The 19,435-nt window shown below is 68.9% G+C and carries 18 protein-coding genes; 2 read left to right on the top strand and 16 right to left on the bottom strand.

What is annotated here, in order from left to right:
- Positions 1-14: 14 nt before the first annotated feature.
- The 12 genes from tatA to ychF form a co-directional block, all read right to left on the bottom strand.
- The gene (tatA, locus tag E8D38_RS22095) at positions 15-257 is read right to left on the bottom strand and encodes a Sec-independent protein translocase subunit TatA (RefSeq protein WP_140635668.1); all 243 of its coding nucleotides are present in this window, start codon (positions 255-257) and stop codon (positions 15-17) included.
- A gap of 56 nt (positions 258-313) precedes the next feature.
- Entirely contained in the window at positions 314-670 is a 357-nt protein-coding gene (locus E8D38_RS22090; protein WP_140635666.1) for a histidine triad nucleotide-binding protein, read from the bottom strand.
- The gene (locus tag E8D38_RS22085) at positions 667-1,047 is read right to left on the bottom strand and encodes a DUF4870 family protein (RefSeq protein ID WP_181179332.1); all 381 of its coding nucleotides are present in this window, start codon (positions 1,045-1,047) and stop codon (positions 667-669) included. The genes E8D38_RS22090 and E8D38_RS22085 overlap by 4 nt, the downstream gene beginning before the upstream one ends.
- Positions 1,044-1,400 carry a phosphoribosyl-ATP diphosphatase gene (locus E8D38_RS22080; RefSeq protein WP_140635664.1) on the bottom strand — a complete coding sequence of 119 codons (357 nt, stop codon included), beginning with the start codon at positions 1,398-1,400 and terminating at the stop codon, positions 1,044-1,046. The genes E8D38_RS22085 and E8D38_RS22080 overlap by 4 nt, the downstream gene beginning before the upstream one ends.
- On the bottom strand, positions 1,397-1,786 hold the full coding sequence (hisI, locus tag E8D38_RS22075; RefSeq protein WP_140635662.1) for a phosphoribosyl-AMP cyclohydrolase: 390 nt from the start codon (positions 1,784-1,786) through the stop codon (positions 1,397-1,399). The genes E8D38_RS22080 and hisI overlap by 4 nt, the downstream gene beginning before the upstream one ends.
- A gap of 39 nt (positions 1,787-1,825) precedes the next feature.
- Positions 1,826-3,688 (bottom strand): DUF885 domain-containing protein, encoded by a 1,863-nt coding sequence (locus E8D38_RS22070; protein ID WP_140635660.1) that lies wholly within the window; start codon positions 3,686-3,688, stop codon positions 1,826-1,828.
- Positions 3,689-3,758: 70 nt separating this feature from the next.
- Complete coding sequence (locus tag E8D38_RS22065) at positions 3,759-6,950, bottom strand: CHASE domain-containing protein (protein ID WP_140635658.1); 3,192 nt, start codon at positions 6,948-6,950, stop codon at positions 3,759-3,761.
- Positions 6,951-7,061: 111 nt separating this feature from the next.
- Positions 7,062-8,036 (bottom strand): Gfo/Idh/MocA family protein, encoded by a 975-nt coding sequence (locus E8D38_RS22060; RefSeq protein WP_140635656.1) that lies wholly within the window; start codon positions 8,034-8,036, stop codon positions 7,062-7,064.
- A 51-nt stretch (positions 8,037-8,087) separates the two neighbouring features.
- Positions 8,088-8,990, bottom strand: a complete 903-nt coding sequence (locus E8D38_RS22055; RefSeq protein WP_219851828.1) for an aldo/keto reductase — start codon at positions 8,988-8,990, stop codon at positions 8,088-8,090.
- 1 nt (position 8,991) lies between these two features.
- Positions 8,992-9,996, bottom strand: a complete 1,005-nt coding sequence (locus E8D38_RS22050; protein WP_140635654.1) for a ParA family protein — start codon at positions 9,994-9,996, stop codon at positions 8,992-8,994.
- A complete protein-coding gene (locus tag E8D38_RS22045; RefSeq protein ID WP_246099606.1) occupies positions 9,993-11,228 on the bottom strand; it encodes an ATP-binding protein in 1,236 nt (411 codons plus the stop codon). The genes E8D38_RS22050 and E8D38_RS22045 overlap by 4 nt, the downstream gene beginning before the upstream one ends.
- A 21-nt stretch (positions 11,229-11,249) precedes the next feature.
- A complete protein-coding gene (gene ychF, locus E8D38_RS22040) occupies positions 11,250-12,344 on the bottom strand; it encodes a redox-regulated ATPase YchF (protein WP_140635652.1) in 1,095 nt (364 codons plus the stop codon).
- Between the two features lie 103 nt (positions 12,345-12,447).
- Here ychF and E8D38_RS22035 point away from each other — a divergent pair, with 103 nt between their 5' ends.
- On the top strand, positions 12,448-13,323 hold the full coding sequence (locus tag E8D38_RS22035; RefSeq protein ID WP_140635650.1) for a pirin family protein: 876 nt from the start codon (positions 12,448-12,450) through the stop codon (positions 13,321-13,323).
- Between the two features lie 163 nt (positions 13,324-13,486).
- Complete coding sequence (locus tag E8D38_RS22030) at positions 13,487-15,226, top strand: carbohydrate-binding protein (protein WP_140635648.1); 1,740 nt, start codon at positions 13,487-13,489, stop codon at positions 15,224-15,226.
- Positions 15,227-15,295: 69 nt separating this feature from the next.
- Here the strand turns inward: E8D38_RS22030 and E8D38_RS22025 are convergent, their stop codons facing one another.
- The 4 genes from E8D38_RS22025 to E8D38_RS22010 form a co-directional block, all read right to left on the bottom strand.
- Positions 15,296-17,209: a bifunctional sugar phosphate isomerase/epimerase/4-hydroxyphenylpyruvate dioxygenase family protein gene (locus E8D38_RS22025; RefSeq protein ID WP_140635646.1), complete on the bottom strand. Its 1,914-nt coding sequence runs from the start codon at positions 17,207-17,209 to the stop codon at positions 15,296-15,298.
- An 11-nt stretch (positions 17,210-17,220) separates the two neighbouring features.
- Entirely contained in the window at positions 17,221-18,141 is a 921-nt protein-coding gene (locus E8D38_RS22020; RefSeq protein WP_140635644.1) for a shikimate dehydrogenase, read from the bottom strand.
- A gap of 33 nt (positions 18,142-18,174) precedes the next feature.
- On the bottom strand, positions 18,175-19,188 hold the full coding sequence (locus E8D38_RS22015) for a TRAP transporter substrate-binding protein (protein ID WP_140635642.1): 1,014 nt from the start codon (positions 19,186-19,188) through the stop codon (positions 18,175-18,177).
- A 43-nt stretch (positions 19,189-19,231) separates the two neighbouring features.
- Positions 19,232-19,435, bottom strand: a 204-nt coding sequence (locus E8D38_RS22010) for a TRAP transporter large permease subunit (RefSeq protein ID WP_140635640.1), incomplete at its 5' end; no start/stop codon positions are given.

Raw genomic sequence — 19,435 nt, 5'->3', positions numbered from 1 at the left:
GCCGGGCCGTGACTTCAAGACTTGGTCTTGGCGTCCACGTCGACCGTGTTCGGGTCGTTGGCCTTCGACGAGGTGACCTGCTGCGACGGCGGCACCGGTTCGTTCGGCGTGCCGGCCGAACCGTCCTTCATGCCGTCCTTGAAGCCCTTGACGGCGCCACCGAGGTCGCTGCCGATGTTCTTGAGCTTCTTGGTGCCGAACACGAGCACGACGATCAACAGCACGATCAACCAGTGCCAGATGCTGAATGAACCCATGGAGTACTCCTAACGACGGTTCGTTGAATTTTAGGTCGGCCTGGAAGGGGTCGAGTTCAACCCATGCGGCTCCAGGGCCGCGGCCCGCCCATCACGTGGACGTGCAGGTGGTACACCTCTTGCCCCCCGTCGGGCCCGGTGTTGATGACGACCCGGAAGCCGTTGGACGCGCCCTGGTCGTGCGCCAGCTGCGGTGCCAGCGCCAGCATGCGGCCCAGCAGCGCGGTGTCTTCCGGCTCCGCGGTCTCGAGGCTGGCGATGTGCTTCTTCGGCACGATCAGCAGGTGCACCGGTGCGGCGGGATGGATGTCCTTGAAGACGACCAGCTCGTCGTCCTCGTGGACCTTGGCGCTGGGGATCTGCCCGGCCGCGATCTTGCAGAACAGGCAGGTGGGGTCGAACTTGGCGCTCATTTGATGTCCATCGGCTTGTTGTCGTTCCAGTTCAGGAAGCCCTTGACGATGCGGTAGATCACCCAGATGGCGTCGGCCAGCAGCACGAAGAAGCCGACGCCCACGATCATGGTCACGAAACCGATCACCGCCCACAGCAGGCTCCACCAGAAGGTGCGGATCTGCCAGGTGAAGTGGCTTTCGTAGATCGTGCCGCGCGTGTCGTCGCGCTTGATGTAGTTGATGAGGATCGCCGCGATGCCGGTCACGCCGATGAAGGCGGACAAGGCATACAGCACGTAGACGATCATCGTCAGCTGCTTGAGGCTCGCCAGCTTTTCAGGGCTGACATCGCCTGCAGCGGCAGGAGCGGAGACGGGATTCGTGAAATCGGTCATGGCTGTCCTTCCTCTCTGGCTTGCGCCTTCCTCAAAGCGAATTCCTCCAGGCCCGACAGGCCCTCGCGCCGCTCCAGCTCGGCCAGCACGTCGGCCGGCTTGAGCCCGAACTGGGCCAGCGCGATCATCGAGTGGAACCACAGGTCGGCCACCTCGTAGACGATCTTGCGGGCATCGCCGTCCTTGGCGGCCATCACGGTCTCGGTGGCTTCTTCGCCCACCTTCTTCAGGATGGCGTCGGTGCCCTTGCTGAACAGGCGCGCGACATAGCTCTTGTCCGGATCGCCGCCCTTGCGCGATTCGATGATCTCGGCCAGGCGGGCCAGCGTGTCGTTGCTGCTGGAAGGGCTCATTTGTAGATGCGCTCCGGGTCTTTCAACACCGGCTCGACGGTGTGCCAGGCGCCGTCCCTGTAGAGCTGGAAGAAGCAAGAATGCCTCCCGGTGTGGCAGGCGATGCCGGGGGCGTGGCCCAGCTGGGTGACCTTCAGCAGTACCACGTCGTTGTCGCAGTCGATGCGGATCTCGTGCACCTGCTGGATGTGCCCGGATTCCTCGCCCTTGTGCCACAGCCGCTGGCGCGAGCGGCTCCAGTACACGGCCTGGCCGAGTTCGGCCGTGCGTGCCAATGCCTCGCGGTTCATCCACGCGAACATCAACACGTCGTTGCTGCCCTGTTCCTGGGCAATCACGGGGACCAGGCCGTTGCTGTCCCAGGCGATGGCGTCGAGCCAGTTCATATGCGGGCCGAGTGTAGCAACCGCCCGTGACCGGACGTTTCAGCGCGCCTGGCGCTGCCGCCCCGGGGCGGCATGGTCACGTGCGACGGACGCGGCCCGCTCGCGGGCGATCCATTCACCTACCTGGCGTTGCAGCACCGGCAGCGGCACGGCGCCCTGGTCGAGCACCGCCATGTGGAAGCGTCGGATGTCGAAGGCCTCGCCCAGGGCCTGCCGGGCCTGGTCGCGCAGCGCCACCAGCTTGAGCTGGCCGATCTTGTAGCCGAGCGCCTGCGCGGGCATCACGTAATAGCGGTCGATCTCGGGCTCGACGTCCTCCCGCGAGATGCCGGTGCGTTCGACCATCCAGTCGATGGCCTGGGCGCGGCTCCAGCCCAGCGCATGGATGCCGGTGTCCACCACCAGGCGCGCGGCGCGCCAGATCTCCATGCGCAGCTGGCCGTACTTGCTGTACGGGTCGGTGTAAAGCCCGAGCGCCTCGCCGAGCGACTCGGCATACAGGGCCCAGCCTTCGCCATAGGCCACGTACCAGTCGTTGCGGCGGAAGTGGGGCAGGCGCGTCTGCTCCTGGGCGCGGGCCGACTGCAGGTGATGTCCGGGCACGGCCTCGTGCAGGAACAGTGCTTCCATTTCCCAGATCGGCCGGTTGGCCAGCGCCAGCACGTTGGCGTTGAACCAGCCGGCGCGCGAGCCGTCGGCGGCACCGCCCGAGTAGTACTCGGCCTGGCCCTCGCCCTGGTAGGCCGGCATGGGCCGGATGCCGTACGGCTGGCGTGGCAGCTCGGCAAACAGCTTGGGCAGCTCCGGGTCGACACGCTTTGCGATGTCGCGGTAGCCGGCCAGCAGCGCCGCGGCGTCCTTGTGGAAGAAGCGCGGGTCGGTGTTGAGGAACTGCACGAACTGCTCGAAGCTGCCGGCAAAGCCGGTGCGGTGCATCAGCGCTTCCATTTCGCCGCGCAGGCGGGCCACTTCCTTCAGGCCGAGGTCGTGTATGGCCTGCGCAGACAGCTCGGTGGTGGTCTGCTGGCGCACCAAGTACGCATACAGCTCGCGGCCGCCCGGGTAGGCGCTCAGGGCGCCGTTGGCGGGCGCCTTGGGCAGGTAGTCGTCGACGACGAACTGCCGCAGGCGGCGCAGCGCCGGCAGGGTGTGCTCGCGCAGCACCTGTTCCGCGGCGGCCGCGAGTTCGGCGCGGCGGGCGGCGGGCAGGTCGGCCGGCAGCCGGGTGAAGGGCTCGAACAGCGGGCTCTTGCGCGGGTCGTCCGCCAGCTGGCCTTCGATCTGCGGCACCACCCGTTCCATCGAGGCGCGGAAGGTGACCCAGCCGGAATCGAGCCCCCGGCGCAGCAGCACCAGGGTCTGGTCCACCCGCGACGGATACAGCCGCAGGCGGGCCAGCAGGTTGCGCACGTCGCGCTCGGTGCGCAGCGGCATGTCCTGCACGGTCTGCGGAAGGTCGATGTGCAGCCCTTCCATCGCGGTGAGGGCCATCCAGCGCAGCTGCGGGAAGCGCTGGCCTTCGACGGCGCTTTCGGCGCGGTGGCGGAAGACGTCGTAGGACACGCGGTCCTCGGCCGGCAGCGACTCGCGCGGGATGGCCTTGAGCCGGGCCAGCACCTCGCGCGCGTGACGGTCCTGAGCATCCAGCGCGGCAGGCGACTCGTCGGTCAGGCGGTCGTCGTAGCGATGGTCGCCCACCCGGGTGGCCAGTTCGGGAAAGGTGCGCAGGGTCCACTGCCAGTCCGCGTCGAACAGGGCGTGGAGCCGCGCGGCGGCGGACTTCGGCGCCTGGGTGTTGCGGGCCGGTTCGGCGCCGGCGGCCGGCACGGAGGCGGCGGCCAGCAGGGCGGCCAGGGTCAGGCTGGCGGTCAGCGCCTTGTGGGCGCCATGGCGAAGTTTCATGGTCGGGGTCGGAACACGAAAGGCAGCGAGTGTGGCAGCGCAGGGCGCGACTGCCAAGGTGGCGCCGGGCCTACCCGAACATCGTGTCCTGCTGTTCGAGGACCTCGTCGACCACGGTGAGCAGCTCGTTCACGCTGACCGGCTTGGTGAGGTAGCGCCGGGCGCCGGCCTTCAGCGCCTCTTCGATCTGCCCGGCCAGAGCGTCGGCCGACACCACCACCACCGGCACGCTGGCGGTCTGCGGATCGGACTGCAGGTGGCGCAGGAGCTCCAGGCCGTCGATGTCGGGCAGGTGCATGTCCAGCAGCACCAGGTCGGGCCGGCGCTGCTTCACACGTGCCAGGCCGTCCAGCCCGGTCGGCGAGATCTCCAGCTCGACCTGCGGGCGCTGCTGCAGGATGCCGCGCATCACCTCGGCATTGGTCTCGTTGTCCTCGATGTAGCAGACGCGGCGGCGGTGGTAGCCGGGGTCGCCGGTACTGGCGATCTCGTCGAGCCCCGAGGGCAGGGTGTCGGGGTCGAGCGCACGCGGCAGCGTCAGCACGAAGGTCGAGCCTTCGCCCTCCACGCTGCGCGCCCGCAGGGTGCCGCCCATCAGCTCGGCCAGGCGCTTGGAGATGACCAGCCCGATGCCGGTGCCTTCCTGGCCGGAGCGCTCGCGGCCCAGCCGGTTGAAGGGCTGGAACAAATCGGCCAGCTGAGCCTCGCTCATGCCCAGGCCGGTGTCGCTGACCTCGACTTCGACACTGCCGTCGGACACGGCACGGCAGGCCAGCCGCAGGCCACCGCCTTCGCGGTTGTACTTGACCGCGTTCGACAGCAGGTTGGTGAGAATCTGCTTGACCCGCGTGGCGTCGCCGTTGACCGCCAGCAGTGCACCGGGCGGCGACGCCGGCGCCACTTCGATGCGCAGCCCTCGCTTGGCCGCCTCGGCCTCCACCAGCGCGACCGAAGCGCGCACGATCTCGGCCACGTCGAGCGGCTCGATCAGCAGCTTCACCGTGCCGGCCTCGATGCGCGACAGGTCCAGCACGTCGTTGATCATTTCGAGCAGGTGCCAGCCGGCGCGCTGGATCTGGCTCACCCACTGCTGCTGCCGCTGCGACAGCGGCGTGCGTTCGTCCATGTTCATGAGCTGGGCGAAGCCCAGCATCGCATTCAGCGGCGTGCGCAGCTCATGGCTCATGCGCGACAGGAAGTCGCTCTTGGCGCGGTTGGATGCCTCGGCCGCCTCGCGGGCCTGCTCGGCTTCGCGCAGCCGCAGGTGCTCGGTGATGTCTTCCACCACGCCGACGGTGCGATGCGGCGTGCCCTCGGCATCGCGCAGCAGCGCCACCGACACGTTGACCCACACCGTGCGGCCGTCCTTCGTGACATAGCGCTTGTGGCGCTTGTACATCGGGATCTCGCCACGCACGAGGCGCCCGAAGAACTCGGTGTCGGCGACGTGATCGTCCGGGTGGGTGAACTGCGGCACCGCCATCTGCACCAGCTCTTCATGGCTGTAGCCGGTGAGCCGGCAGTAGGCGGCGTTGGGCTGGCGCACCCGGCCCTGCAGGTCGGTGTAGACCACGCCGATGGGCACCGAGTTGAAGATGCTGCGGAAGCGCTGCTCGCTTTCGCGCAAAGCCGCCTCGGTGACCTGGCGTTCGCGCATCTCCGACTCGAGCCGGGCGGTGCGGTCGCGCACCGCACCTTCGACGCGTCGCGTATGCCCGGTCATCGTGAGCAGCAGCGCGCCGAGCATGGAGGTCGCGAACAGCCCGACGATGGAGAACAGCCATGCGTTCCAGACGCCCGGGTCGGTCGCGGCGCCCGGGTCGGCGGTCACCCGCAGCGTCCACTGCCGCTCGGCGAACGGCAGGCGCGCCTCCTTGCGCAGCGCTTCGGAGCCCGGCGTCGCGCGCTCGCAGTCGGGCGGGCCGGCCAGGCGCCGGCGCGGCGCGGCGGGGTCGTCGTCGAGCAGGCAGACGTTGAGATAAGCCGGGGCGCCCTGCATCAGCGAGCGCAGGGCATCGTCCATGCGCAGCGTCACGAACACCAGCCCGATGGCCGCCGCCTCGCGCTGCTGGGGCGTGGTGGGCGAGCCTCTGTAGATCGCGCGGTACACCACCACGCCCGCCTGGTCGGTGCTGGCGTCCTGGGTGAGGCGGAACGCCGCAGTGGCGACCGACCTGTCGAGACGGCGGGTGGCCTCGATGGCCACCCGGGCGGCCGGGATGCTGAGCACGTTGACGCCGAGCGCGTCGATGTTGCCCCGCGCCGGTTCGATGTAGCGCATCGCGAACACTTCGCTGCCGGTGGGTGGCGTGCTGTTCGGTCGGTCGAATACCCGGTAGCTGGCCCTGCCCTCGGCGCGCACCCGCGCCTCGAACGCGGGCAGGTCCTCGCGCAGCACATGCTGGTGGAAGCCGATGGCCTGCATGCTGGGCAGCTTGGCCAGCCAAGGCTGCGCGAAACGTGCGAACTCCTCGCGCGTCACGTCTTCGGAAGCGAAGTACAGCCCGTGCGCGGCGTCCAGGGCGTCGAGGTGTGACTGCATGCGCAGCGTCACCGTGTTGGTGATGTTGCCGGCGTCGCGCTGGAAGTTCGCCTCCAGGCGCTGCGAATCCCAGCGGCTCACCTGCAGGATGGCCATGGCCAGCAGGGCCGTCACCGCCGCCAGCGGCAGGCCCACCGTCGTGCGCCGCGGCGCCCAGTCCTCGCGCGGGCGGCCGATGAGCGTGAGCAGGATCGGCGCGCCGATCAGCACGCCCAGCGTGTCGCCGCCCCACCAGGTGCCCCAGGTGAGCGCGAGATGCTCGACGCCCAGCGTGCCGGACCACCACAGCGCGGTGACGGCGATGCTCGAGCTCACCAGGCAGGCGAGCGGGCCGACCAGCAGCAGGAAGCGGGCGATGTCGGCCGGCGCTTCGAGCCGCAGCGGCCATGCGACATGGCGCCGCGCCAACGCCGCGCCGACCCAGGCCTGCAGCGCGGCGCCCGCCGCAATGACCGTCGGCAGCAGCCAGACGCTGCTGCCGGCTGCACTGCGGTCGTAGCTCAGCCAGAAGTTGATCGCGAAGGCGCCCAGCCCCACGCCCACCGCCATGCGATTGCCCCAGGCCAGCAGGAACGCCAGGCCGATGCCGGCCGACGGATACAGCGGCGATGCATAGCTCGGGGGTATTGCCAGGGCCAGCGCGGCGAAGCCGGTCGCGGCATAGGCAACGAAGGTGATCAGCAACTGCGCAAGGAGGGTGGGCGTCGTGCTGCGGGTCATGGGGTGGTCCGCCGGCGCACGGGGCGTCCCCGGCGGCAACGTGTGCGCGAGTATGAACCAGCCCCGGCGGCCGCGGCCAGGGGCCTGCACCGATCCGCGGCCGGGGTGCAGTCAGCGCAGCGCAAGGAGCGCGTCGATCAGCAGGGCCTGCCGCAGCGCGTCGTCGAGCCCCCAGCGCAGCGGGTGCTCGCCGCGCATGGCGCCCTCGAAGTGCCGCACCATCAGGGCATAGGGGTCGCAGGGCTCGAAACGCTCGACGTGCTCGCCGCCGGCATTGCGCCAGTGCAGCCGTGTCTCGACGTCGCGGCAGACGAAGGGCTGGTCGAGCCGGGCCACGCCCTCGCTGCCCAGCACCTCGAAGCTGGTTTCGAAGGCCAGGCTGAAGCCGCAGTCCAGGTGGGCCAGCGCCTCGGCCGGGCCGTCGCCGGCGAAACGCAGCACCGCATGGCCGGCATGGTCCACGCCGCGGTCGGTGCACTGCGCGGTGAAGGCCAGCGCCTCGGGTTCGCGGCCCATGACCAGCCGCATCAGGTTCAGCGGGTAGCAACCCACGTCGTACAGCGCGCCACCGCCGATGGCTGGGTCGAAGCGGCAGTCGGCGGGGTCGGCGAGCGGCGCGCCGAAGCTGCCGCGCAGCAGCCGCGGGGTGCCCACTGCGCCGCCGGCCACCAGGGCGCGCAGCCGCTCGGCCTGCGGATGGAAGCGGTACATGAAGGCTTCGCAGACCAGTCTGCCCGCGGCGCGCTCGGCCGCCTGCATCTGCCGCACCTCGCCCGCGTCGAGACCGAGCGGCTTCTCGCACAGCACGTGCTTGCCGGCGGCCAGCGCCGCCAGCGTCCATGGCAGGTGGCCGCCGTTGTGCAAGCCGATGTAGACCGCGTCGATGTCGGGCCGCGCCACCACGGCCTCGTAGGTCTGCGCCTCGGCGATGTCCAGGCGCTGCGCGAAAGCCGTGCCGCGCTGCGGGTCGCGGCAGCCCACCGCGACGATATGGCTGCCGTTGCGGCGAAACGCCGGCACCAGGGCACGCTCGGCAATGCGCGCGGCGCCGATCAGGCCCCAGCGCACGGGGCGGTTCTTGGTCATGGCGATGCCTCCTCCTCGGGTGAGGCGGCATCGTAGCCAGCCGGCGTTACCTCAGGGTACGTTGTGCCCGGTCGAGGCCGTCCAGATCTCGTACCAGGTCTGCGCGTCGAGCTGCACGTCCTGCGCGGCCCAGGCTTCGCGCAGGGCGTCGATGCGGCGCGAGCCCACCACCGGCACCGGCCGGCTGGGCAGGCGGAACAGCCATGCATAGGCTACGGTGGCCGGCAGCACGCCCAGGCGTTCGGCGATGCCGGTGAGCGCGTTGCGCACGCGGCGCGATCGCTCGTCGTCGCCGGTGAACAGGCGCCCGCCCGCCACCGGCGACCAGATCATGGGCCGGCGGCCCAGCTGCTGGGCTTGGTCGAGCGTGCCGTCGTGCAGCGCGTCCAGCGCCAGCGGCGACAGCTCGATCTGGTTGGTGGCCAGCGCCACCCGCGAGTCGAGCAGCGCGAACTGCGGCGGCGTGAAGTTGGAAACGCCGAAATGCCGTACCTTGCCGGCGCTGCGCAGCCGCTCGAAGGCCTCGGCCACTTCGTCGGCATCCAGCAGCGCGTCCGGCCTGTGGACCAGCAGCAGGTCGAGATGGTCGGTGCGCAGCTCGCGCAGCGAGTTCTCGGCGGAGGCCACGATGTGCGCCGCCGAAGTGTCGTAGTGCTGCAGCCGGGTGCCGGGCCGCTGCGGCGACACCAGCTGGATGCCGCACTTGCTGATCAGCTGCAGCCTGTTGCGCAGGCCGGGCGCCAGCGCGAGCGCTTCGCCGAACAGCCCCTCGGCGGTGTAGCTGCCGTAGACCGCCGCATGGTCGAAGCTGGTGATGCCGAGTTCGACGCACTGCTCGATCCAGCGCAGCCGCTCCTCGCGGCTCCAGCCCCAGCTGTCGAGCCGCCAGGCGCCGGCCACGACGGGCGACAGCGCCGGGCCGCCGGTGCACAGGGGGGTGGGATGAACGTTCACGTCAGAAAAGCACCGTAGGAAGACTGATCAGTTGAGCGATGCGCTCAGCCAGTGCCTTGAAGTCGGAATATGCGTTGCTTACCGCGTTGGCGTGCGAGCCAATTGCGCCGTCGGCAGACCGCAGCGAGAAGATCGGCTTGCGTGCTTCTTGAGCGAGGGGCATGAGGCTGTTGTAGTTCTTGAGCATCGCTAGGCAGTGCTCATCTGTTTCGATGGCAGGCACTCCTTCTGCCTTCTGCCCAAGCACACTTCGCCTGAACTCGCCAGGAATCTGATCGAGCCAGCGTGTATAGGCCTTCACAGGGCGAGTCAGCCGCACACCGTGACGCATGGCGATGTAGCCAATCGGGTGCATGTCCCCGGCCGGCAAGGCGAATTCCGGCGCCGGCCAACCCGCGCGCCGCCTATCCCAGCCAGCGCGCCAATCGCGCAACGTTGGACCAAGGTTCCGCAGCCCCTGCAGCGAGAACAGGTCGGCGCCTAGCGGCACCACAACGTGGTTGCTGCCGAGCAGGGCGGCTCGGTTGATCGCGCCCAGGTTAGGGCCGACGTCAAAGACAATAAGGTCCGCATCGAACCGGTTGGCAGCTTCTTGCGCTGACCGCCAGAAGGCAGTCAGGATCCGGAACGGGCGTGCCTTGTTCTTGTCGCCCAGCGCGTCGGTCCAAGTGCCCGAGAGTTCGTCCTCGAACCCTGACAAGCCAAGGTCGCCTGGAATGAGTGCAAGCGAGTGGTGGATCCTTTGCAGGTTGACTGGCGCGAAGTCGCCGACATCCAGCAGTGGCTTGACGCTCCTGAAGATGGTGGATTCCCCGGCCTTGTCGTCCCAAAGGCCCGCCAATGCGTCCTCGTCGAGAAAGGCTGCGGTCAGGTTGGCTTGGGGGTCAAGGTCGACAGCCAGGATCTTCCATCCGAGCTCAGCAAACATCCATGAGAGGTGGTAGACGAGCGAGGTCTTGCCCACACCGCCCTTGTTGTTGAAGAAGGTGAGGACAGGTACCGTCATGTTGCCTTTCGTACGGTCACGAGCACGTGGGTGTCGCGAGGATCGAACTCGGGCGGCGGATTACCGTTGTCTGCTAGAAGCCGCCTGGCGGTGGCGATGCCCACACCAAAGCGCTGCACATAGCCGAGCACTTTCATTGCCTCAGCCAGATGCGGGTTTCGATAGTCGGTCAGTCCGGGCTGCCCGAAGTTCGCCTGGGTCACGATCCCATAGGGGCCGCCAGGATTGATGATTTCGATCCGATCTGAAAACCACGTGAATCGGACCGGCGCGTGTGTGGCTTCATAGCTGCGATGCATGATCGCATTGCGGATCAACTGCTGAAGTGCCACCAAAGGGTAGTGGGCGCGTCGCTTTTCTACGTCCGCTGCACGGATATCGATTGCCGTCGTTATGTGAGCCTTGATCTTGTCGTCAATACGGCTGAGCACTTCACCGAGCCGGCCGTCTACGGCCGCTTCGTCAACGATAGGAGCGTCGAGCTCTGGCCCATCCAAACGAAGAAACTGGATGTAGGCGCAAGGGACGAGATCACGCGGACGAGTACCGACTACTAGATTGCCAAGCACGGTTGGCACCGGGTTCTCGACCGACTCGATCATGCGGCAGGCACTCAGGCGTTCTTCGTAGCTGCGGTGGTTCGCCTCGAGAACGTCCGGGGCGAAGGCGCCTGCGAGGTACTCAGACTCAAAAGTGGCTCGACTGAGGTCGGCCAGCGTTGCGAACGCGATCGGCTGAAGGTCGAAGGGCAGGTTGCGGTGCCGCCGGCGCTCATTCAGGATGCGTTCGTCCTGAGCGTTGGCGATGTCGCGGCGTGGACCCGTACGGATGTAGGTGCGACCTTTGTAGCGCACCGGCGGAGCATCGGCCGGCAGCACGGTGATGACGGCCACCTCCCGTCCTCTGACCTGTCTCTTCTCCACCGACATGCTCGGCATCGGTTGTATGGCCCCGTCGGTCCGGATGTCGGCTAGCGACCGCAACAACTCATCGGTGATTTGCACGCCTGAAGGTGAGCCATCATCCTTCAGTCCGATGAACACGATGCCTGACCGATGATGCCCCGGCAGGTCGTTTGCAAGGGCACAGACCGCCTGCCGTACCTTCTCAGGGGAGTCTCCTCGGAACGACTCCTTTCGTTCGGCCCGATCGGACTCCAGGTCGTTCGCCAGCGCCTCCAATTCGTCATCCGACAACCGCATCGAGCCTTGCTCCCGTGCTGAACAGTTCACCGAACTGATTCGATCGTCAGCTTACACGTTGAAGAGGAAGTTCATGACGTCGCCATCCTTCACGACGTATTCCTTGCCTTCGGCGCGCATCTTCCCGGCGTCCTTCGCGCCCTGCTCGCCCTTGTAGGCGATGAAGTCGTCGTAGGCGATGGTCTGTGCGCGGATGAAGCCGCGCTCGAAATCGGTGTGGATGACGCCCGCCGCCTGCGGCGCGGTGTCGCCGATGTGGATGGTCCAGGCGCGCACCTCCTTCACGCCCGCGGTGAAGTAGGTCTGCAGCCCCAGCAGCTTGAAGGCGGCGCGGATCAGGCGGTTCAGGCCCGGCTCGGTCTGGCCCATCTCTGCCAGGAACAGCTCCTTGTCCTCGTCGCTCATGTCGGCCAGGTCAGCCTCGGTCTTGGCGCAGATGGCCACCACCGGTGCGTTCTGCTTCGCGGCGTATTCCTTCAGGCGCTCGAGGTAGGGGTTGTTCTCGAAGCCGTGCTCGTCGACGTTGCCGACGAACATCGCCGGCTTGGCGGTGATGAGGCACAGCGGCTTCAGCACCGCCTGCTCCTCCTTGCTGAAGTCGATGCTGCGCACCGGCCTCGCCTCGTTGAGCGCGGCCTGGCACTTGTCGAGCACCGCCACCAGCCGCTGCGCTTCCTTGTCGTTGCCGGCCTTGGCCACCTTGGTGTAGCGCACCAGGCTCTTTTCCACCGTGGCGAGGTCGGCCAGGCAGAGCTCGGTCTGGATCACCTCGATGTCGGCGATCGGATCCACCTTGCCCGCCACGTGGATGACGTTCTCGTCGTCGAAGCAGCGCACCACGTTCACGATCGCGTCCGTCTCGCGGATGTGCGCCAGGAACTGGTTGCCCAGCCCTTCGCCCTTGGAGGCGCCGGCCACCAGGCCGGCGATGTCCACGAACTCGACGATGGCCGGCACGATGCGCTCGGGCTTCACGATCTCCGACAGCCTGGCCAGGCGCGGATCCGGCAGTTCGACGATGCCCACGTTGGGCTCGATGGTGCAGAACGGGTAGTTCTCGGCGGCGATGCCGGCCTTGGTGAGGGCGTTGAACAGGGTGGACTTGCCGACGTTCGGCAGGCCCACGATGCCGCATTTGAGGCTCATGGCGGGCTTTCGGAAAGGTCTGGAGGGGAAAGGCGGGGATTTTAGGCGCCGGGGTCGGGGCCGCAGTACCCTCGGGCGCCACAGCCCCACGAAAGAGACTGCGATGCCCCTGCAACTGCTGCGCCCCCACACCAAGGACCTCGGCGGCGGCTTCCTCGTCCGCCGCACGCTGCCCGCGATGGCGCGCCAGGCGGTCGGGCCGTTCATCTTCTTCGACCACTTCGGTCCCATCACCGCCGGGCCGGCCGACGACCACGACGTGCGGCCGCACCCGCACATCGGCCTGGCCACCGTGACCTACCTGTTCGAAGGCGCACAGGTGCACCGCGACTCCACCGGCGTGGTGCAGCGCATCGAGCCCGGCGCGATCAACTGGATGACCTCCGGCCGCGGCATCGTGCATTCGGAGCGCACCCCGGACGACCAACGCGGGCGCACCCGCTCCATCCACGGCCTGCAGCTGTGGGCCGCGCTGCCCGCAGAACACGAGGAGGCCGAACCGGGCTTCGCGCACACCGCGGCCGAGGACATTCCGCAGCTCGAGCGCGACGGCGCCGCGGTGCGGGTGCTGATCGGTGAAGCCTTCGGCCTGCGTTCGCCGGTGGCCACGCTGTCGCCCACGCTCTACCTCGACATCCGCCTGGCGCCCGGCGCCTCGCTGGTGCTGCCCGCCGCCGCCCAGGAGCGGGCGATCTACGGCGTGGACCGGGCAGTGGTCCTGCAAGGCGAGACGGTGGAGCCCACCACCATGGCGGTGCTGGAGCCCGGCAGCGAGCCGCTGCTCGCGGCACCCCAGGGCGCGCGTGTGGTCCTCATCGGCGGCTCGCCGGTGGGCCACCGGTTCATGTACTGGAACTTCGTGTCCAGCCGCAAGGAGAGGCTGGCGCAGGCGGCGGCCGACTGGGACGCCGACCGCATGGGCCGGGTGCCGGGCGAGACCGAACGCATCCCGCTGCCGCCCACCCGGCCGAAGGCCTGACGCATTCCGCTCGCATACCAGATTCGCGCCGCCCGTCGGGGAGTATCCTCATATTGGTATGTCATTGGTATTGAAGTGGCTATAGTCCAGCCACTCGCCATGCTGTCCCGGCGAGAAGCCCGACAGAACCCTGCCGGTTCCAAACGCTTTTCCGAGGTCAGACATGTCCCTTCAACTCACCGCGCGTGGCCTGCGGCTGCGCGTGCTCGGTGGCCTCTGGGCCGCGGTGGCGGCCACCTCCCTCTACGCCGCCACCTACCCCGCCTGGAAGCCCGATACCTTCTATGCCGCCGGCACCCTGGTGACCTACAACGGCCGCAACTATCAGGCGCGGGTCGACCAGGTCGACCATGCCGCCACCGGCTGGAACCCCACGGTGGCGAGCCTGTGGCTCGACCTGGGCCCGGCCAGCGGCCCGACGCCGGCGCCCACCCCCACGCCCGCTCCCATCCCAGGCCCCACGCCAACCCCGACCCCGACCCCGAGCCCGACCCCGAGCCCGACCCCGACCCCGACCCCGACCCCGAGCCCGAGCCCGAGCCCGAGCCCGAGCCCCACGCCTGCGCCGACCCCCGCCCCCGGCTGCAGCCCGGCCTGGAGCGCCACCGCCGCCTACGGTGGCGGCGCGCTCGCCAGCGTGTCCGGCGTGAACTACAAGGCCAACTGGTGGACGCAGGGCCAGAACCCGGCCACCCACAACGGCCCCGCCGGCAGCGGCCAGCCCTGGACCAGGGTCAACGACTGCGGCGCACCCACGCCCACCCCGTCGCCCACGCCGACGCCTTCTCCGACGCCCACGCCGTCTCCCACACCCACCCCGGCGCCGGGCTCGCGCATGTACGTCGGGTATGCCGGCACCTGGAACACCAGCATCCACGACCTCACCCCGGCCAACATCCCGAACTACTTCACCCATGTGAACCTGGCCTTCGCCAAGCCCAACACCACCTACACGAAGGGCAGCTACGCCTTCGACCAGCTGGTGGCCGGCTTCGAGTTCGCCGAGGGCGCGGCCACGCCCAATGGCCAGCGGGTGTTCACGCCCCAGCAGGCGCAGGACCTGCGCAACAACGTGGCGGCGCTGAAGGCGCGCGGCACGCAGGTGTGGGTGTCGATCGGCGGCTGGGCCTACAGCCAGGGCAGCGAATGGGCCGGCTTCAATGCGCCGCGGGTGGTGGACCTCGCCCTCGACCTGGGGGCCTCGGGCATCGACGTCGACTGGGAAGCCCATGGCTCGACCTGCAACAAGGCCGAGGCCGCCGCCTTCAGCTGCAACACCGACCCGCAGATCGTCGGGATCATCGGCAGCCTGCACAACGAGATCCGCGCACGCGGCGCCAGCCTCGGCATCTCGGTGGCCGGCTGGTCCACCGGCGCCTACTACGTGAAGGGCACGCCGTTCGAGGAAGGCAAGGTGCAGTGGGGGTCGCCGTTCGGCGGCGTCATGTACACCGCGGTCAAGACGCAGGCGAGCAAGCTCAGCCATGTGAACCTGATGTCGTATGACGGCGGCGAGTACTACGACCCGCGCGAAGGCTACGAGTCCTACCGGGCCATCTTCCCCGGCCCGATCAACGTGGGCCTGGAGATCGCCCCCGAAGGCTCGGGCGGCGCGGTGCTGAAGATCCCGGCCAACGGCGCGGTCTACGACGCCGACATGCTCACCGGCCAGAACAACATCGCGACGCCCTACTACAACGTCGAGACGCTGGTGAACTACGTGCGCAACAAGGGCCGGTCGAACGACGGTTTCATGATCTGGCAGATCTGGAAGCAGCGGGTGCACCAGCCGGCTCCGGCGGGTGCCGCCACCGAGAACAGCGCCGGCCAGTACGTGTGCCGCAACCTGCCGCTGAAGGGCGACTGCGGCCAGGCCATCCCGGCCCTGCCGAAGGTCCAGTGAGCTTGCGCTGATGCAAGGCCGAAGCCCGGGCGAGCCCGGGCCTTTTCATTGGCGCAGCATCAGCCTTCGTCAGCCGGTGCTGGCAGCGCGGCGCGCCCGCCACTCGGCCAGCGCCGCCAGCCGCACCGGCGCATTCACCGCGCCGTACTGGTCGTACCCGCCGCGCCGCTCGATGAATTCGAAGAAGAAGCGGTCCTCGAACGGCGTGGTGTACAGGTGCAGGAATTCGCCGCCGCTGGCGTTGCGGTCGTAGAACAGGTTCAGGCCGTGCAGCTGGTCGAGCAGTCCGGCGTCGAGGTCGTACCTGGCGGCGAGGTCGTCGTAGTAGTTGGCCGGCACCGGCAGCAGCGGTGCACCGCGCGAGCGCAGCGCCCGCGCGGTGGCGACGAGGTCGTCCACCTCGATCGAGATGTGGTGCACGCCGGCGCCCGAGAAGCTGTGCAGCGAACGCGCCACCGCGGTGTTGTCGCGGTCCGAGACGTTGAGCGAGTAGCGCACCGCGCGGTCGGGCGACTCCACCGCACGGCTGCGGATCACGCCGTAGGGGTCGTGCATCAGCACGCTGGGCGCCGGCTGCAGGCCGAGCACCGCGCGATAGAACAGCACCCAGCCGTCGACGTGGCCCACCGGCACCACCTGCGAGATGTGGTCGATGTGCGCGGCCTGGCCGAGCGGCGCGCTGCCGCTGGGCTCGCGCAGCAGCGTGAAGTCGGCCTCGAAGCCATGACGGCCGCCGTGGTGCAGGTCGAAGAAGTAGACGAGGCTGCCGTCGGGGGCGCGCACCGCCGGGATGCTGAGCTCGTTGGGCCCCAGCTTGCCGGCCACGCGGCTCGCGCCCAGCGCCTCGGCACGCGACAGCGCGGCCAGCGCGTCGTCGGTGGACAGCGCGATGGCGCAGGCCGAGGGGCCGTGCTGCTCGAAGTAGTTGCGGGCGAAGGAGTCGTCCTCGCGGTTGAGCACGACCCGGACCTCGCCCTGGCCGAACAGGTCGACCTCCTTCGAACGGTGGTGGCCGATGCGCTCGAAGCCGAGCGTCTCGAGGAAGCTGCGCAGCCGCTCGCCGGTGGTGCCGTCCACGGCGAACTCGACGAAGGACCAGCCGGTGAGCTGCGGCGGCGGGGGCGGGTCGAACAGCGCGACGCGCCGGCTGCCGTTGGCCACGTGGCTGGGCCGCGCACGCACCTGCTCCTCCAGCCACAGCAGCGAGCGCATCGCATCGCCCGCGGTGGGCCGCGCCGGCGCGGCGCGGAACTCGTCGTTGAAGATCTCCAGCGACAGCGGGCCGGTGTAGCCGGCATCGAGCACCGCCCGGGTGAAGCCGGCCACGTCGAATTCGCCCTGGCCGGGGAAACAGCGGTAGTGCCGGCTGTGCGACAGCACGTCGGTGCGGACCCAGGGCGCATCGGCCAGCTGCACGAAGAAGATGCGCTCGCCGGGGATCTGCGCAATGGGCGCCGGGTCGTCGCGCAGCGCCAGCGCGTGGAAGCTGTCGAGGATGAGGCCCAGGTGCGGGTGGTCGGCGCGCTGCACGATGTTCCAGGCCTGGGCGTAGTGCGAGGTGCGCGTGCCCCAGGCCAGCGCCTCGAAGCCGATGCGCAGGCCGCGCCGCGCGGCGCGCTCGGCGAGCTGGCGCAGCTGGTCTGCGGTGCGGTCGAGGTCCGCGTCCACCTCGGGCTGCACGTTCGAGCACACCAGCAGCAGCGGCGCGCCCAGCTCCTGCATCAGGTCGAACTTGCGCTCGGCGCGGTCGAGGTTGCGGCGCAACTGGGTGTCGCTCACGCCTTCGAAGTCGCGAAAGGGCTGGAACAGGTCGATCGAAAGGCCCAGGTCGGCGGCGATGGAGCGCACGTCGCGCGGCGTGCCGCTGAACTGCAGCAGGTCGTTCTCGAAGATCTCCACGCCGTCGAAGCGTGCGGCGGCAATGGCCTCGAGCTTTTCGCGCAGCATGCCGCTGAGAGAAACGGTGGCGATGGAGCGGCGCATGGGTCGTCCTGTCAGACGTGGTGGGGGGCCGCCTCGCGCTCGCGCAGCAGGCGCCGGAAATGGATCTCCATGCGGGCTGCGTCGGGCTCCAGGCCGGTGAACAGGCGGAAGGCGCCGACCGCCTGGAACACCGCCATGCCGCCGCCGTCGACCGTGGCGCAGCCGCGCGCGCGGGCCGCCTTCAGCAGTGCGGTCTCGATGGGGAAGTAGACGATCTCGGCCACCCACAGGCCCGGGTGCAGCAGCTCGGCGGCCAGCGGCAGGCCGGGCAGCTTGTCCATGCCGGTGGGGGTGGCATGGATCAGGCCCGTGGCGCCTTCCAGCGCTGCGGCGACATCGTCTCGGGCCTCGACGTGGCTGCCCTCGTACAGCGCGTTGAGGCTGTCGGCCAGCGCACGCGCCCGCTCCGGCTCGCGGTCGACCACCATGAGCCGCTGCGTGCCCAGCCGCACCGCGGCATGCGCCACCGCGGCGCCGGCGCCGCCGGCACCCAGCAGCACCACGCGGGACAGGTCCGCCTGCGGCAGAGCGCGCCGGAACGCCTCGCCCCAGCCCGACCAGTCGGTGTTGTGCCCCACCAGCCGGCCGTCCCTGCACACCACGGTGTTCACCGCGCCCATGGCCCGGGCATCGTCCGACAGCTCGTCGAGCAGCGGGATGACCGCCTGCTTGCACGGATAGGTGATGTTGAGCCCGGCAAAGCCCATGGTGCGGGCCGCGCGGACGAGCCCGGGCAGGTCGCCTGCCGTGGCGCCGGTGCGGTCGAGGTCGATGAGCTGGTAGTGCAGCCGCAGGCCCTGCTGGCGCGCTTCTTCCTCGTGCATCAGCGGCGTCAGCGAACGCTGGATACCGGCGCCGATGAGGCCGACGAGGATCTTGCGTTCGGCGAGGGGCTGGCGCACCGCTGCAGCCAGGGACGAGGGGGCGTTCATGCTGGCGTGTGTCCGTTCATATGTGCCGGCGGCTCACTTGCCGCCGCGCACCTTGGCGATCTCGGCAAACACCTCCTTCACCGTGGCGTCGCCGATCTGGGCGCTGTACTTGTGGACCACCGGCTTGACCGCGTTGCGCATGCGCTGCAGTTCCTCGGGCGAGAACTCGGTGACCTGCATGCCGGCCTTCTTGAGATCGGCCAGGGCGTCGTCGGCCTGGCCGCGCGACAGCTGGCGCTGGAACTTGGTGGCTTCGGCAGCGGCCTCGGTGAGGATCTTCCGCTCGTCGGCGCTCATCGAGTCCCACAGCTTCTTGCTCACCAGCAGCGCCTGCGGGTTGTAGACGTGGCGGGTCACCGCCAGGTGCTTCTGCACTTCATAGAACTTCGAGGTGCGGATCAGGGTGAACGGGTTCTCCTGCCCGTCCACCGCCTTCTGCTCGAGCGCCGGGTAGAGCTCGGGGAAGGGCATGGGCGTTGCGGTTGCGCCCAGCGCATTGAACATGTCGACGTAGATCGGCGACTGGATCACGCGGATCTTGAGGCCGGCGATGTCCTCGACCTTGGTGATGGGCCGCTTGCTGTTGGTGAGGTTGCGAAAACCGAGGTCCCAGTAGCCCAGGCCGACCAGGTTCTTCTCGGCAAGCTTGGCCAGCAGGCTGGTGCCGACCGGGCCGTCGGTCACCGCATCGACCTCCTGCGCATTGGCGAACAGGAAGGGCAGGTCGAACACCGCGAATTCCTTGACGTGCGAGGTCAGGATGCCGGCGTTGAGCACCGTCATCTCGATGGTGCCGCCTTGCAGGGCCGAGATGGTCTGCACGTCGCCGCCCAGCGTGCCGCCCGGGAAGAGCTTGACGCTGATCTTGTTGCCGGACTTCTGCGCCACGAGGTCGGCGAATTTCTGGGCGCCTTCGGCCTGCGGATGGCCCTTCTGGTTCTGGAAGGCGAACTTGATGCTGCGTTCCTTGATGTCGGCGGCGAGCGCGGCGCCCAGGGGCATCAGCGCGGCCAGGCCCAGAGCGAGTGCGCGGGTCCAGGTCTTCATGGTTTGTCTCCTCGGTTGGAATGGAAAGCGGGAAAGCGCCGGGTCATTGCGACAGCCAGCGCAGCGGCACGAGCACGAGCGAAGGGAAGAACACGAGCAGGAACATGACGGCGAACTGAGCGGCCATGAAGGGCAGGACGCCGCGGGTGACGGCGTCCATCTTCATGCGGCCCACGCCGGCCACCACGTTGAGCACGGTGCCCACCGGCGGCGTGATGAGGCCGATGGCGTTGTTCATGATGAACAG

This window comes from Methylibium rhizosphaerae, from assembly GCF_006386545.1.
GTDB lineage: Bacteria > Pseudomonadota > Gammaproteobacteria > Burkholderiales > Burkholderiaceae_C > Pseudorivibacter > Pseudorivibacter rhizosphaerae.
This window is presented reverse-complemented; position numbering and strand designations above follow the sequence as displayed.